The 13,278-nt window shown below is 70.0% G+C and carries 16 protein-coding genes and 3 pseudogenes; 10 read left to right on the forward strand and 9 right to left on the reverse strand.

The window, feature by feature from the left end:
* Positions 1 to 8: 8 nt before the first annotated feature.
* Positions 9 to 767: a cysteine hydrolase family protein gene (locus tag ABTZ94_RS30890; RefSeq protein ID WP_351205649.1), complete on the reverse strand. Its 759-nt coding sequence runs from the start codon at positions 765 to 767 to the stop codon at positions 9 to 11.
* A gap of 112 nt (positions 768 to 879) precedes the next feature.
* On the opposite strand from ABTZ94_RS30890, the gene ABTZ94_RS30895 reads away from it, so the two are divergent.
* Positions 880 to 1,356, forward strand: a complete 477-nt coding sequence (locus ABTZ94_RS30895; RefSeq protein WP_351205651.1) for a pyridoxamine 5'-phosphate oxidase family protein — start codon at positions 880 to 882, stop codon at positions 1,354 to 1,356.
* 17 nt (positions 1,357 to 1,373) lie between these two features.
* Here ABTZ94_RS30895 and ABTZ94_RS30900 read toward each other — a convergent pair whose 3' ends face one another.
* Positions 1,374 to 2,288, reverse strand: a complete 915-nt coding sequence (locus tag ABTZ94_RS30900; RefSeq protein WP_351205653.1) for a LysR family transcriptional regulator — start codon at positions 2,286 to 2,288, stop codon at positions 1,374 to 1,376.
* A 5-nt stretch (positions 2,289 to 2,293) separates the two neighbouring features.
* On the opposite strand from ABTZ94_RS30900, the pseudogene ABTZ94_RS30905 reads away from it, so the two are divergent.
* Positions 2,294 to 2,632 (forward strand): annotated as a pseudogene (locus ABTZ94_RS30905) (EamA family transporter); the annotation flags it as partial.
* Positions 2,633 to 2,655: 23 nt separating this feature from the next.
* Here the strand turns inward: ABTZ94_RS30905 and ABTZ94_RS30910 are convergent.
* A complete protein-coding gene (locus ABTZ94_RS30910) occupies positions 2,656 to 3,987 on the reverse strand; it encodes an aminotransferase class I/II-fold pyridoxal phosphate-dependent enzyme (RefSeq protein WP_351205655.1) in 1,332 nt (443 codons plus the stop codon).
* A gap of 35 nt (positions 3,988 to 4,022) precedes the next feature.
* Between ABTZ94_RS30910 and ABTZ94_RS30915 the strand changes: the two genes are divergently transcribed.
* Positions 4,023 to 4,718 carry a pyridoxamine 5'-phosphate oxidase family protein gene (locus tag ABTZ94_RS30915; protein WP_351205657.1) on the forward strand — a complete coding sequence of 232 codons (696 nt, stop codon included), beginning with the start codon at positions 4,023 to 4,025 and terminating at the stop codon, positions 4,716 to 4,718.
* A gap of 57 nt (positions 4,719 to 4,775) precedes the next feature.
* On the opposite strand, the gene ABTZ94_RS30920 is transcribed toward ABTZ94_RS30915, so the two are convergent.
* Positions 4,776 to 5,729, reverse strand: a complete 954-nt coding sequence (locus ABTZ94_RS30920; RefSeq protein WP_351205659.1) for a DMT family transporter — start codon at positions 5,727 to 5,729, stop codon at positions 4,776 to 4,778.
* Positions 5,730 to 5,887: 158 nt separating this feature from the next.
* Positions 5,888 to 6,916, reverse strand: coding sequence for an EamA family transporter (locus ABTZ94_RS30925; RefSeq protein WP_351205661.1), 1,029 nt, complete (start codon positions 6,914 to 6,916; stop codon positions 5,888 to 5,890).
* Between the two features lie 39 nt (positions 6,917 to 6,955).
* On the opposite strand from ABTZ94_RS30925, the gene ABTZ94_RS30930 reads away from it, so the two are divergent.
* Complete coding sequence (locus tag ABTZ94_RS30930) at positions 6,956 to 7,153, forward strand: TetR/AcrR family transcriptional regulator (protein ID WP_351205663.1); 198 nt, start codon at positions 6,956 to 6,958, stop codon at positions 7,151 to 7,153.
* A 40-nt stretch (positions 7,154 to 7,193) separates the two neighbouring features.
* On the opposite strand, the gene ABTZ94_RS30935 is transcribed toward ABTZ94_RS30930, so the two are convergent.
* Entirely contained in the window at positions 7,194 to 7,763 is a 570-nt protein-coding gene (locus tag ABTZ94_RS30935; RefSeq protein WP_351205665.1) for a Clp protease N-terminal domain-containing protein, read from the reverse strand.
* 258 nt (positions 7,764 to 8,021) lie between these two features.
* Between ABTZ94_RS30935 and ABTZ94_RS30940 the strand changes: the two genes are divergently transcribed.
* Both ABTZ94_RS30940 and ABTZ94_RS30945 read left to right on the forward strand, forming a co-directional pair.
* The gene (locus tag ABTZ94_RS30940) at positions 8,022 to 8,234 is read left to right on the forward strand and encodes a hypothetical protein (RefSeq protein ID WP_351205667.1); all 213 of its coding nucleotides are present in this window, start codon (positions 8,022 to 8,024) and stop codon (positions 8,232 to 8,234) included.
* A 61-nt stretch (positions 8,235 to 8,295) separates the two neighbouring features.
* On the forward strand, positions 8,296 to 8,727 hold the full coding sequence (locus ABTZ94_RS30945; RefSeq protein WP_351205669.1) for a type II toxin-antitoxin system Rv0910 family toxin: 432 nt from the start codon (positions 8,296 to 8,298) through the stop codon (positions 8,725 to 8,727).
* A 68-nt stretch (positions 8,728 to 8,795) separates the two neighbouring features.
* On the opposite strand, the gene ABTZ94_RS30950 is transcribed toward ABTZ94_RS30945, so the two are convergent.
* Positions 8,796 to 9,437 (reverse strand): PadR family transcriptional regulator, encoded by a 642-nt coding sequence (locus ABTZ94_RS30950; protein ID WP_351205677.1) that lies wholly within the window; start codon positions 9,435 to 9,437, stop codon positions 8,796 to 8,798.
* Here ABTZ94_RS30950 and ABTZ94_RS30955 point away from each other — a divergent pair.
* Together ABTZ94_RS30955 and ABTZ94_RS30960 are read left to right on the forward strand one after the other, a co-directional pair.
* Positions 9,428 to 9,529, forward strand: a pseudogene (locus ABTZ94_RS30955) (methyltransferase domain-containing protein); the annotation flags it as partial. The gene ABTZ94_RS30950 and the pseudogene ABTZ94_RS30955 sit on opposite strands and share 10 nt — an antisense overlap.
* 47 nt (positions 9,530 to 9,576) lie before the next feature.
* Positions 9,577 to 10,014 (forward strand): DUF3995 domain-containing protein, encoded by a 438-nt coding sequence (locus tag ABTZ94_RS30960; RefSeq protein WP_351205671.1) that lies wholly within the window; start codon positions 9,577 to 9,579, stop codon positions 10,012 to 10,014.
* 283 nt (positions 10,015 to 10,297) lie between these two features.
* Here ABTZ94_RS30960 and ABTZ94_RS30965 read toward each other — a convergent pair whose 3' ends face one another.
* Positions 10,298 to 10,735, reverse strand: coding sequence for a VOC family protein (locus ABTZ94_RS30965; RefSeq protein WP_351205673.1), 438 nt, complete (start codon positions 10,733 to 10,735; stop codon positions 10,298 to 10,300).
* 206 nt (positions 10,736 to 10,941) lie between these two features.
* Between ABTZ94_RS30965 and ABTZ94_RS30970 the strand changes: the two genes are divergently transcribed.
* A complete protein-coding gene (locus ABTZ94_RS30970) occupies positions 10,942 to 11,763 on the forward strand; it encodes a PhzF family phenazine biosynthesis protein (RefSeq protein ID WP_351205675.1) in 822 nt (273 codons plus the stop codon).
* 125 nt (positions 11,764 to 11,888) lie between these two features.
* On the opposite strand, the gene ABTZ94_RS30975 is transcribed toward ABTZ94_RS30970, so the two are convergent.
* Complete coding sequence (locus ABTZ94_RS30975; protein WP_351205679.1) at positions 11,889 to 12,668, reverse strand: CPBP family intramembrane glutamic endopeptidase; 780 nt, start codon at positions 12,666 to 12,668, stop codon at positions 11,889 to 11,891.
* Between the two features lie 182 nt (positions 12,669 to 12,850).
* On the opposite strand from ABTZ94_RS30975, the pseudogene ABTZ94_RS30980 reads away from it, so the two are divergent.
* Positions 12,851 to 13,278, forward strand: a pseudogene (locus ABTZ94_RS30980) (hypothetical protein); the annotation flags it as partial.

A 13,278-nucleotide genomic window follows, 5' to 3' on the forward strand; every position in this document is an offset into this window, starting at 1 on the left:
GAGAACCACTACAAGGGCTGCACCCGTATCACCAGCCGAAACGCCGAGCATTGCGCCGCAGATCGAACCTCTAACCGAACGGCATTGGTCCTAGGACCTGTCCGGGTCTGATCGCCCGGACAGGCCCCCGCCCGCCCTCGGCCCAGCCAGCAGCCGAGTACGTCATCGGTAGTCGTGATGGTGGCGACGAGGGCGAGTGTGTTGCGGATCAGCGCGGGGGTGTAGTCGGCCGGCACCCCCGCGATGGCGTCGGACGGTACCACCGCCGTGTATCCGAGATTCACCGCGTCGAACACGGCGTTGGGGATGGCGACATTGGCCGAGACGCCGGTGACGACGAGCGTCCGGCAGCCGAGGTTGCGCAGCAGGGCGTCCACATCCGTACCGGCGATGGGTGAGAGGCCGTGCAGTCTGCGCACGACGAGGTCCTCGTCCGCCACCTCGATGGGCGCAGCGATTCGTACCGCCGTGGTGCCCGAGTGCTGTTGTACGGGCAACCGGCCGGCGGCCCGGAAGAGGCGGGCGTTGTTGTTGGCACCCCGCCCGTCGGGACGGCGTTCGGCCACCGCGTGCAGTACCTGGACCCCGGCCTCGTGGGCGGCTGCGACCAGTCGGGCGACGCGATGCAGGGTGCCGGAGGACCTGACCTCCTCGGCCAGTTCGGGCAGGGCGCTCCCGGGGCCCACGACACCCTGCTGGCATTCGACCGTCAGAAGCACGGTGGTGGCCGGATCGAGCTGTGCGGCGAGCTGTCCCTTGGACGGCACGGCTGCCCCTTTCGCTGGCGGACCGGGCGCGCGAGGTTAACCGCCATTGCACGATGAGGGAAGAGGCCCCATGATCTCTGACACGAAGTCAGCTATCGGGAGGGAGCGTCCCATGGCCGCCATTCAGCGACGGGGCCGTCGGATCATGATGACGGACTCGGAACGCGACACCTATCTCGCCGAGCAGCGCACCTGCCGGGTCGCCACCGTGTCCGCGGACGGCCGCCCGCACATCGGCGCCCTCTGGTTCGCCTGGGACGGCACCTCGCTCTGGCTGTACTCAATCACCCGCAGCCTGCGCTGGTCCCAGCTGCGCAACGACCCGAGGATCGCGGTGGTCGTGGACGACGGGGTAGAGTACGCGGATCTGCGCGGCATCGAACTCTCCGGCGCGGCCCTCCCTGTGGGCGAGGCACCCCGTACCGGCGAACCGTGCGCCGAACTCGAGGCGCCGGAGCGGCTGTTCGCGGCGAAGTACTTCGGGATGGACACCATGCCGCACGACGGCCGGCACGCCTGGCTGCGGCTCACCCCTCAGGCCATCACCTCGTGGGACTTCCGGAAGCTCGCAGGGCCGTCCGCGACCTGAGGACACCCTTTCCCGTCCTACGCCGACGGCGCATCCAGCTCCCGGCCGGCCTTCCGCAGCGCCGCCACCGCCGCCCTGATCGACGGACGCCGGTCCGCGTCGGTACGCCAAACGGCGTGGACGTGCCGTTGCATCTTCTGCCGTACGGGCACGAGCCGCACCCCGTCGGGCACCGGTCCTCGCCCCAGCCTCGGCGCCACACAGACCCCCATCCCTGCGGCGATCAGGGCGAGTTGGGTGTGATGCTCGCCGGCCAGATGCGCGATGCGCGGTTCGATGCCCTTCGAGCGCAGAGTGAACATCAGCCAGTCGTAGCAGAATTCACCCTCCGGCCATGACACCCATTCGTCGTCGGCGAACTCCTCCAGGTCCACCTCCGTCCGGTCCGCGAGCCGATGACCGGCCGGCATCGCGACGTCCGGTGCATCGTCCAGGAGCTCGACCTTGGACAGGCCACCGGGCACCGGCAGCCGCTTGTTGCTCCAGTCCAGCACCACCGCAAGGTCGATGTCGCCCCTGATCACCGCACGGATCCCGTCCTCGGGCTCCAATTCCCGTGTGCGTACGCGCAGTTCCGGGTGGTCCGCACGCAGTGCGAGGAGCACCGCGGGGAAGAGTCCGCGCACCGCGGTCGGAAAGGCGGAGAGCCGGATCTCGCCCACCACCTCACCGCGCTGCGCCTCGATGTCGGACTGGGCCAGCTCGACCTGGGACAGGATCCGGGCCGCATGGTCGGCGAGCAGCTGACCGGCATCGGTGAGCCGGACGCCGCGGCCGTTCTTGGCGAGGAGCTGCTGCCCCACCTCCCGCTCCAGCTTCGACATCTGCTGAGAGACCGCCGATGTGGTGACATGCAGCCCCTCGGCGGCACCGCTGACCGAACCGTGCCGGGCGAGGGCATCCAGGGTGCGCAGGCGCTCCAGGTTCAACATGCAGTTCGTCCACGCTCGCCCTGACCGGCAGCCAGCTCTTCCTCGGCACGGCGCAGATCGCCCTGGTGACCCCGCTGTTCACATCGGCTCCCGATGGATTCCCGCTGCTCCCGACGCTTGCCGTGGTCGCCCTGGGGGCGCTCGGCACGGGACTCGCGGTGCTGATGCAGTACGGCCTGGTGGAGGAGGTCGGGCCGACAACCGCGCAGATGGTCACCTACTTCATTCCGGTGATCGCCACGGCGGCCGGAGCCGTCCTGCTCGGCAAGCAACTGAGCTGGAACACTCCGGTCGGCGCGCTCGTGGTCCTGGCGGGCGCCGCTCTCACCCAGAGCAGGGCGCGCAACAGCAAGGCCAAGGCCGGGCCTCAGCCGTAGTTCAGCGGTTGCGCCGGTCCCGCCGCCGCCGCCACCGCATCGGCCAGCGGCCCGATATCGGCCTCGGTGAGCGGTGAGACGGTGAGCCGGATCCCCTGGGGCGCGGTCATCCGGAACCGCGCCCCGGGCGCCACCGCCCAGCCTGTCTGCAGCAGCCGCGCCACCGCACCGGTCTCGTCACTGACCGGCACCCACACGTTCATGCCGCTGCGTCCGTGCGCCTCCACACCTCGCTCCTTCAGCGCCTTCACGAGTGCGTCCCGCCGCTTTGCGTACGCCTGTGCCACCTCGCCCGAATCGACCGCACCCGAGGACCACAGGTGCACCACGGCCCGTTGCAGCAGTCTGCTGACCCAGCCGGGACCCAGCCGCTGCCGGCCCGACACCCGGTCGACCGTGACCGGGTCGCCGGTCAGCACGGCGACCCGCAGATCCGGTCCGTACGCCTTGGCGACGGACCGCACGAACGCCCACCGGTCCGTGGCGCCCGCCAGCGGGTACAGCGGCAGACCGACGATGGCGTGTCCGTGGTCGTCCTCGATCAGGAGGACGCCGCGGTGCCCGGCGAGGACGCCCCGCAGCTCGAAGGCGCGCCCGGCGCTGATCGCGGCCCCGGTCGGATTCTGCGCGCGGTCGGTGACCACGAGCGCGCGGGCACCGGCGTTCAGCGCGTGCTCGACGGCATCGGGCAGCGGCCCCTCGTCGTCGAGCGCGACGGGCACGGGGCGCAGCCCCAGCGCCGGCACAAGATCCAGCAAACTGCCCCACCCCGGGTCCTCGATGGCCACCGCGTCACCGGGCTTGAGATGCGCGACCAGTACACGCTCGATCGCATCCAGTGATCCGGAGGTCGCGACCACGGACCCGGCCGGCACTCCGTCGGCATCCAGCGCGGCGCGGGCGAGTGCGGCGAACTCCGGGTCCACCGGCGCCTGTCCGTACATTCCGGGCCGCCGCGCATACTCACCCGTGGCCGCCCCGAACGCCTCCCCCAGCGCGGGCAGCAGCGCCGGATCGGGGTTCCCCTCCCCCAGGTCCCGCACCCCGGGCGGCGCCTCGACCCGGAGCGAACCGCGCGCCGTACTCGCCGGGCGTGGCCGTACCCTGCTGCCCCGGCGCCCGGCCGTCTCGATCACCCCGCGCTCGCGGAGCGTGCGGTAGGCGGCCGCCACCGTATTGGGATTCACCCCCAGCAGGGCCGCCAACTCCCTCATGGGCGGCAGCACTTGTCCGGGCGCGAGATCCCCCGAGCCGACCCCGCGCTCCACACTGGCGGAAATTTCCGATGCGCGCCGCCCGACGATCCGATACTCTCCTAGCACAAACAAGATTATGCACTAGTGCAATGGAGTACGCAATGTCGGACACCGCACCGCCGCAGACCACGGGCCCTGACGCCGCGGCCGGGTACCAGCCGACCGAGCGCACCGTCCCGACCCGTTCCCGCGATCGCGCGGCGTACGACCGGGAACTGATCCACTCGATACTCGACGAGGCGTACGTCTGCCATCTCGGCTTCATCCGTGACGGCGCACCTGTCGTCCTGCCGACGCTCTTCGGCCGGGTCGGTGAGCGGATCTACGTACACGGCTCGACCGGCTCCCGTCCGCTGCGGGAGGCCGGCCGGACCGACCCCGGCCTGCCCGTCTGTCTGACGGTGACGCATGTCGACGGGCTGGTGCTGGCCCGCTCCGCCTTCCACCACTCGATCAACTACCGCTCCGTGGTGGTGCACGGAATCGCGCGCACGGTCACCGACCCGCAAGAGCGGCGGACCGCCCTCGACGCGATCGTCGATCACGTGGTGCCGGGCCGGTCCGCGGACTCGCGGCCCGCCGACGAGAAGGAGCTCGCCGCGACGGCGGTGATCCGGCTGGACCTCCAGGAGGCCTCCGCCAAGATCCGCACCGGCGGCCCCAACGACGAACCCCACGACCTCACGCTGCCCCACTGGGCGGGCGTCGTCCCGCTCGCCCACGGCTATGCGACGCCGCTGCCCTCGGCCGACCTCGATCCCGCCATCGGGGTACCGGACTACATCACCGCGCTCTGAACCGTCCCAGGGGCGGACGGCCCGCCGCCGGGGCGGGGAGCCCGTCCACCCCGGCGGTCAGGCCGGTACGGATGCCCGGCGGCGGGCGTGCGCGGCGCTGCGCGCTTCGGCGAACGCCAGCCCCGCCACGGCCACGAGCAGCAGCAGTGTCCCGACGACGGTGGCCGCCGTGAGCCGCTCACGCAGCACCACGACGGCGATGACCGCCGCACTGACAGGTTCGAGCAGCATGATCACGGACACCGTCGCGGCACGCACCGCCGCCGCGCCCGCGAAGTAGAGCGCGTAGGCGAGCGCGGTCGGTACCGCCGCCACGTACACCAGCAGCGTCACCACCTGCGCGGCCTGAACGGTGTGCGGTACGAGCCCTTCGGCCGCAGCCATCGGCAGCAGCCCGACGGCTCCGATCCCGAAGGCCCAGGCGCTGGTGGCGAGCGAGTCGGTGGCACCGCCGTCACGGCCGAGCCACCTGGTCAGCAGGGTGATCGTCGCGTAGCCGGCCGCGGAGAGCAGCGCAAGGGCAACTCCGGCGGGCCGTACGGTGGCCCCGTCGCCGCCGAGCACCAGTACGGCGAGCCCGGCCAGCGCGCCCGCCACCGCGGTGAGTCCGCCGCGTCCCAGCCGCTCCCCCATGGTCAGCCGCGCACCGATCGCGATGAACACGGGCCCCGCTCCGAGGGTGACGACGGTCCCGACCGCGAGGCCGGTCGCCTCGACGGCCGCGAAGTACGCGCTCTGGAAGACGGTGAGACCGACGCCGGTCCCCAGGACACGCAGCACCCGACGGCGGCGTGGTTCGGCGGCGGCCGCACGTCGGGGCCGTAGCGCCAGCGCGGCAAGCAGCAGCACGAGGCCGCCCAGGCAGCGCCAGAACGACAGGGCGAGCGGGCCCAGATCGCTGACCTCGAAGATCAGCGAAGCGGCGGCCCCGGCAGTGCCCCAGGCAACACCGGCAACGATCAGATAGAAGAGGCTCCGCCCGACGGGCAGGCCGGAAACAGGATTCGACACGTGGCTTCTCCGGATGAAGACAGGACGGTGGTCGCTCGGCTCCGTACACGGGCAGCGACGAACCGCTCGGGGACTGCCCGAGCCCGGTCTTCGTCAGGTGTGGCCGCCCGCGCTAGGCGGCAGGCGGCGGAAGTACGGTCGAATGCATGATCGTCACATTACGTCGCAGCACGACCCGTGGACAACTCCCCCTCGGCAGCGGCACGGCCTCCGTCCGGTCCTGCAACGTGCCCCTCGCCCCGTCCTGATGCGACGGGACCGGAGGGTGTCCTCGGTGTCGACAACTGAGCGATGAAGGCACCGATCAGAACCAAGGAACCGCCGATGAGCTGCGGCGCCGACAGGTACTCGCCGAGCATCACCCAGGCGAGCACGGTGGCGACGACCGCCTCAAGACAGGCCACGACGCCCGCCACCGCGGGTGAGAGCAGCCGCACCGAGATCACCCCGGTGACGTAGGCGATCACCGTCGACATCAGCACGATCCAGCCGAGCAGCAACCAGGCGGGTACATCCGTGCCGTCCATGCCCGCGCTGCCGCCCAGGACCGACCAGTCCATGCCCCAGGGCCGTGCGACCACGGTGAGGACGACCGTGCCGATCAGCAGTCCGTACGCGATCACACCGACCGGATGCGGAGGTTCGCCCCCTTCCGCACCGTCCGCGCTGCCCTGGTCCGACAGGACGAAGTAACCGACCTGACAGCAGGCGGCGCCGAGCGCGAACAGCAGCCCGACCACGTCGAAGCTCAGCCCCGACCAGATCTCGACCACGCAGGCGAGTCCCCCGACGGCGAGCACCACACCGACCGCGGCACCCCGGGTGACCGGCCGGCGCTGGACGAAGCGGACCCAGCCGAGGACAAGCGCCGGCGCCAGATACTCGACAAGAAGAGCGACGCCGACGGGGATACGGGAGAGCGCGGCGAAGTAGAAGGCCTGCACACCGGCCACGGCGAGCAGCCCGAACCCCAGCAGCAGGATTGGCCGGTTGCGCACGAGTCCGCGGTGGCGCCAGGCGACGGGCAGCATGACAAGAGCGGCACCCGCCACCCGCAGCCACACCACATGCAGCGGATCGAGTCCTGCCTCGATCAGCGGCTTGGCCGCCACCCCTGAACCACCGAATGCGAACGCCGAGGCCAGGGCAAGTCCCAGGCTGGCGCTTCTCCCCTGAGACGCGTGCATCGGCACATCATGACAGCTGCGGTCAGCAGCGTCATCCCAGTGACCCCTGACGCCTTGCAGATCGACAGCATCGGTGCGGCGCTACCGGAGGCCGATGACCCCGAACTGCGCGCCGCACTGGTCATCACCACCATGGTCGGCGTCACCATCGGCCACCAGCTCCTGGGCCTCGACGCCCTCCGCAACGCTCCCACCGACCGCATCACCGCCCTGCTCCGCCCGGCCTTCAAGGCCTGACCGGACCGCCACGCTCAATCGGCGCCCGCATGTCAGGCTGTCAGCCCCCGGCTCCCCGCCATCCCTGGCCGGACGCCCCGACGATCCGGGCTGCGAGCTGTTCCGCGTCGACGCCGGCCCTCTGCAGCACCTCGACGGCCCGGCACTCATGGTCCGAAGCCAGTGCCGCGAACAGATCGAGCCCTCCGGCCCGCGCGTCGCCGCGCAGATCCGCCCGCTCGCGGGCTTCGGCCATCGCCGAAGCGGCCGAGGGCGACCAGCCCTCAACTCCCGTGTCCCGCACCGCGGAATCCAGGTCCCCGACGATCGGGACAGCACCGGAGTCCTCCACCGCGCCCTGCCAGCGGAGCCCGTATCCAATACTGCGCTGGACGAGATAGCCGAGCACCTTGGCCAGTTGGGGTCCACCCTCGAAGGCCGCCCGCACCTCGGGGTCCGATTCGATAAGGGAATGCAGAAGATGCGCAGTGTCGATCTGCCGGTCACCGTCGCGCAGTGCGCGCCTTCGGGCACCCGTCACCACGGCGGCCAGCTCCACAGTGAGTCTGGCGTCGAACTCAGCACGGTTCGGTGCGGGCTGCTGAGGGATCCGCGGCGTCCGGTTTTGCACACCTCTTACCCCATCAGTCCCTCAGCGCCGAAGCATCGCCGGAGGGGCCCATTTAGGCATCCCACGCAAGTTGGGCACATCAGAGCGGCTTCTCCTCCTTACGGATGAGATATCACCCCTCCCGGATCCGATCCGGGAAAACGGCGCGCGCCGCCTTGCACCGCGCCCCCGGAGCAACCGCGAGCCACCCTCGTACGCCCCTCAGGCCACGCCACCACCCATACGGCAGCCGGAAGGGAGTCTGCAGACGCGACCTGGTTGGTCGCCCTGCCGACACTCGACGGACGGGTATACGTGTACCGGATCCATGCGCCTACGGACGCCCCGCTCGCCGATCTCTTCTGGGCCGCGCTCCACCGCCATGACGACGGCCCGCACCCGCGCGCCTCCGACCGGTTCGATGCCGCACTGATCTGGTGGGCGGGAGCGGAGGGAACGGCCCGCATGGATCTGACAGTTCATCAGTATTGAATGTTCGCGTCGCTGCGGCTACGTTCCGCGACACCGTAACCCGCCGAGAAGGGGTGGTCGCATGGCCGAAGTCAGTGCGGAAGCGCGCATCGAAGCACCGGCCGAGAAGGTCTGGGCCCAGCTGACGGACTTCACCACGTACGGCCAGTGGAACGCCACCCACACGAGTTTCCCCGATGGCGGCCCGGCGACGCTCGAACTCGCGGCCACCTATCAGGAGAACATGAAGCTCATGGGCTTCCCCGCCGAGGTGACCTGGACGGTGGCGGAGCTGGAGACCGCACGCCTGCTGGCCACCAAGGGAAAGGGGCCGATGGGCGTCAACCTGGCCATGCGCTACTCGCTGACTCCCGACGGGGACGCGACCACGGTACGCATCGACGGGGACTTCACCGGCGCCGCGGTCTCCCTGATGGCCGGCAAGCTCAAGGACTCGGCGACCGCCGCACTCGTCGAGTCGCTGCGCAAACTGGGCGGGCTCGTCGCCGCCTGACCGCCACCGGAGCAACGGGAAGGGCCTCGCGGCTCGGCCGCGAGGCCCTCGGCACCCCACCCACGGACTCAGTGCTCGTCGGCAAGGATCAGATAGAGCTTCTTACGGGCGTCATTGACGACCGTGAGCGCCTTCTGACGCTGATCGGCCGAGCCGGTCTTCCAGACCTGACCGAACGCCTCCATCAGGCCGAAACCGGCTTGCCGGATCTCGTTGACGCTCTCCCAGTCAACTCCGCGCCCGGCTTCCTCCCAGGGCGCTTCGGAACCCGACTCCGCCTCCGTGCGGCCGGTGTCGGTGAGCGTGAACAGCTTCTTTCCGCCCTCACTCGCGCTGACGATCAGGCCCTCGTCCTCCAGCAGTTGGAGGGTCGGATAGACCGAGCCCGGACTGGGCCGCCAGGCACCGCCACTGCGCTCACCGATCTCCTGGATCATCTCGTACCCGTGCATCGGCCGGTCCTTCAACAGCGCCAGGATCGACGCACGCACGTCACCGCGGCGCGCCCTCCCATGGCCACCGCCCCGGCCGCGTCCGCCACCGAAGGGGCCACCCCCGAAGGGTCCGCCACCGAACGGCGGACCGAACTGCCCAAAGGCCGCCCGCCGCCCCTCGCAGTCGCCCCGACCTTGATGACCGGGCCCGCAGTGCCCATGTCCGTGCCCGTGCTCGTGCTCGTGCTCGTGCCCATGCGGATCGCCACCTGGGATGCGGCCCTGGCCTGGTCACGGCGCATCTGGCAGACCTCGGGGTGCCCCCGTTCGGCATCGACCTGTCCCCGAAGATGATCGAGCTCACCCGGATACCCTCGTCGACTGGCCGATCGGTGTGAGCGATAGCGTGAGCGCCATGGAGATGGAGATCGAGCGTGCTGCAAGTTGGTTTTCCGTCACGGCGTTGACGGCTCTTTCCGGTGTGCACGTCGCGTGGGGTCTGGGTTCGCCGTGGCCGCTGCCCGACCGGGAATCCTTCTCGGACGTGGTGGTCGGCCGCCCGGAGACGCCCGGCCCTGTCGCGTGCTTCGCGGTGGCAGGCGCGTTGGGAACCGCGGCGTTGCTGGTCGCGGGTCGGCCTCGGCGGCGCCCGGCGCTGTCCCGGCTCGGCGCGGTCGGGGTCGCGGGCGTACTCGGCGTGCGCGGTGCGGCCGGGCTCTTGGGGCGGACCGACCTGCTGTCCCCGGGATCGGTCTCACCGCGCTTCCGGCGCCTCGACCGGCTCGCCTATTCGCCACTGTGCCTCGCGATCGCGGCCACGACCGCGATCGCCACCACCCGGCGCAGCCGGTAGGCGACAAGAACGGCTCACCCGTCGAACTCCGATGGCGATCCATGCATTTCGCTGTCGCAGAACATATACGGGGGTGCCGCGCTTTCGGCTTGCCGGTCCCGGCAGCAGGGCCGGCGCGCCCCGGCCGAAGAACACCGCGCGTCAGGACCGTCAGGCGGTCACCAGTCCCGCCGGTGGCGAGATCGAGGGGCCCCGCAGCGCCCTCACCGATGCAACCGCCGGATCCAACGGGCCGTCTGACCCCCTGCGTTGCTCAGCATCCGTAACGGAGCGAAAGTCACCGTCAGACCAGGCAGAACTCGTTTCCTTCCGGATCGGCCATCACCACATGATCGGGCCTTTCCTGCAGTTCCTCCGCACGGATCACGGTCGCGCCCGCTGCAGTCAACTGCTCCACCGCCTTGACCACACTCGGCCATCGCTCCTCCCAGGGCCTGTCACGACCGCCACCGACCTGCACGTCCAGATGCAGTCGGTTCTTCACCACCTTCGGCTCCGGCACCTGCAGGAAGGACAGGCCGGGGCCCACCCCGTCCGGATCGCAGAGGTACGCGCCCTGATCCCACTCGTCCTGCGGAATCTCATGATGCGCAAACCACTCCTCCCAGCTCCCGAACCCTGCCGGTGCGGGCTTTGCCGTATAGCCCAGTGCCAGTGCCCAGAACTCGGCCAACTTCGCCGGGTGCGTGCAGTCGATCGTCAAGCTCCACGTCGTCGCCATGGCGCCTCCTCGGTCCGATGTGTGAAACGTACCGCCCGCCTCTGACACCCTCGGTCCGCCCGCCCGGCACTCACGGCCTGACAGGCAGAGCAGCACCCGGAATCGGTGACAGGCGGTCGAAGCCCCTGTCGCCGGCCGGGCTTTTCGGTCCAGCGACACGGAATTGGCCTTGGCCTGCGCCTTTCCGCCTCACGTACGGTCACGTCATGAGGATCCGAATCGTCGATACGTTCACCGACCGCCCCTTCACCGGCAACCCTGCGGGAGTCCTGCTGCTGGACTCCGACGCCTTTGCCGACGACGAACAGCTCCAGCGGATTGCCATGGAGCTGAACCTCTCCGAGACCGCTTTCGCCCACCCGCTGCCGCCGGGCGGCGACGCGGACTGGGCACTGCGCTGGTTCACCCCGACCACCGAGGTCGACATGTGCGGGCATGCCACCCTCGCGACCGCGCACGTCCTGCACACCACCCGGGCGGCGAGCGGCACGGTGCGTTTCGCGGCACGGTGCGGCATCCTCACCGCGACCGCCCACCCGGACGGCACGGTCACGCTCGACTTCCCCACAGCCCCCCTGACACCGGAGACCGCCCCGGCCGGGCTGGCCGTCGCCCTGGGCGCGGAACCGCTCTCCGTCCACGACACGGGCCCTCACATCGGCGACCTGGTCGTCGAGCTGGCCGACGAGAGGACCGTACGAGGACTGACCCCGGATCTCACCGCACTTACCCGCCTCTCCCGGCGGGGCATCATCGCCACGGCCGCCGCCGAGGACCCCGCCCGCGGCTACGACTTCGTCTCCCGCGGCTTCTTCCCGCGCGTCGGGATCGACGAGGACCCGGTGACCGGCAGCGCCCACACCGCCCTGGCCCCCTTCTGGTCGGCCCGCTTCGGCCGTGACGAGCTGACCGGGCTACAGGCCTCCGCCCGTTCCGGTCTGGTCCGGACCTCACTGCGCGGCGACCGCACCTTGCTGACCGGCAACGCCGTGACGGTCATCGACGGCGAACTGCTGACGGAGCTCTGAGCCTTCCGACGACAGGACAGAGGGCGTACGGGCCATTCCCGTACGCCCACTGTGCTGAGCACCACCCACGGACCACTCCCGTACGCCCCGTCGGTGAACACCGCCCCAGCGGCGCCCCACCGCACTCACGGCGTAGGCAGCCACCCAACCTTCCCCGCCAGCAGGGCGTATCCGACAAACGCCGCGATATCGAGCAGCGCATGCGCCGCGACCAGCGGCCCGACCCGGCCCCAGCGTCGGTACAGCAGCACGAAGACAACACCCATCACCATGTTGCCGATGAAGCCGCCGATGCCTTGATACAGGTGGTACGAGCCGCGCAGCACCGAGCTCGCCACCAGGGCGGCCATCGGCGTCCACCCCAACTGCCCGAGTCTGCGCAGCAGATACCCGACGACAATCACTTCCTCCACCACGGAGTTCTGGAGCGCTGAAAGGATCAGGACCGGGAATTTCCACCACACATCGGGGAGTGCTTCCGGGACCACGGTCAGATTGAAACCGGCTGCCCGCGCCACCAGATAGAAGGCGAGCCCGGCGCTCCCGATACCCGCCGCGACCATCACGCCGCGCCCCAGGTCCGGCCATGGCCTGGTCCGGTCGAAACCGATGGCACGCAGGCCGGTCCCCTCCCTCATCAAAAGATGCGCGACGAGGGCGACGGGCACCAGAGCCGTCGCGATTCCGAAGAGTTGCCAGGCCAGATCCAGCCATGGACGCCCTGGTGCGTACGAGCTGTTGAGCGTTGCGGCCTGTTCCTTCAAACCCCCTGGTTTCGTCAGTGATCCGACAAAACTGATCAGGGCAGACACCCCGCTGGCGCCCAACGAGAGAGCCAGCACCAGCACCGTTTCGGACCGCAAGATCCGCCGTGACACGGCCTCTTGGGGGAAAGAATCAGCCACGTACCCCGCCTCCACCTGTACACCCGCCTTGAGTTGTGCATTCACGCCCCATCCTGCTCCCGTCCCGCTAAGGTCTCGAATGCAGGTACGAAGATCATGCGCGACAGGCCGGAGGACAACCACCATTGGCGATGGTGTGGTCCCCCTTTTCCTTGTTCATCCTCAAGGAGGGGCACCACCGTCAGGCGGTGCCCCTCTCCGAGCAGGCCGCGTTCACCCACAACGCAGAGCTGACCGACGGCGGAAGGCTCGATCTCTTTTATCCCAAGGACGGCACCCCGCTGCTCGACTATCCGTACACGCTGGTGGACGAGATGAGGATGAGCACCTCCGAGGGCCGGGCGGCCCTGCGGTTCATGACACTGCTGAATGAGCCGGGCGCGCAAGCCGTCCCGAAGGAGCACGGCTTCAGGAACGTCGACGGTTCGGCCGCGAAGTCGGTGGTCACGTCGGCGGGCGGCAGGAAACCCCAGCCGTACATCACTGCGTCTGCCGCAGCGCCGTCCGCCGAGGCGCTCCCGCGAACGTCGGCATGTGAACGAATCACGGCGCAGAGCGCCCGGCTGACGACGGCCGTCATGCCCTCTTCGCGGTCGCACCCGAGGCCGAC

The sequence above is a fragment of the Streptomyces sp. NPDC002785 genome (genome assembly GCF_040295565.1).
In the GTDB taxonomy this organism is placed as follows: domain Bacteria; phylum Actinomycetota; class Actinomycetes; order Streptomycetales; family Streptomycetaceae; genus Streptomyces.

What these genes read in the sequence shown, in the direction of transcription:
- ABTZ94_RS30960 (WP_351205671.1), top strand. Translation starts at nt 9,577, where the DNA reads ATGGAGATGGAGATCGAGCGTGCTGCAAGTTGGTTTTCCGTCACGGCG.
- ABTZ94_RS30925 (WP_351205661.1), bottom strand. Translation starts at nt 6,916, where the DNA reads ATGCACGCGTCTCAGGGGAGAAGCGCCAGCCTGGGACTTGCCCTGGCC.
- ABTZ94_RS30945 (WP_351205669.1), top strand. Translation starts at nt 8,296, where the DNA reads ATGGCCGAAGTCAGTGCGGAAGCGCGCATCGAAGCACCGGCCGAGAAG.
- ABTZ94_RS30895 (WP_351205651.1), top strand. Translation starts at nt 880, where the DNA reads ATGGCCGCCATTCAGCGACGGGGCCGTCGGATCATGATGACGGACTCG.
- ABTZ94_RS30965 (WP_351205673.1), bottom strand. Translation starts at nt 10,735, where the DNA reads ATGGCGACGACGTGGAGCTTGACGATCGACTGCACGCACCCGGCGAAG.
- ABTZ94_RS30900 (WP_351205653.1), bottom strand. Translation starts at nt 2,288, where the DNA reads ATGTTGAACCTGGAGCGCCTGCGCACCCTGGATGCCCTCGCCCGGCAC.
- ABTZ94_RS30915 (WP_351205657.1), top strand. Translation starts at nt 4,023, where the DNA reads ATGTCGGACACCGCACCGCCGCAGACCACGGGCCCTGACGCCGCGGCC.
- ABTZ94_RS30970 (WP_351205675.1), top strand. Translation starts at nt 10,942, where the DNA reads ATGAGGATCCGAATCGTCGATACGTTCACCGACCGCCCCTTCACCGGC.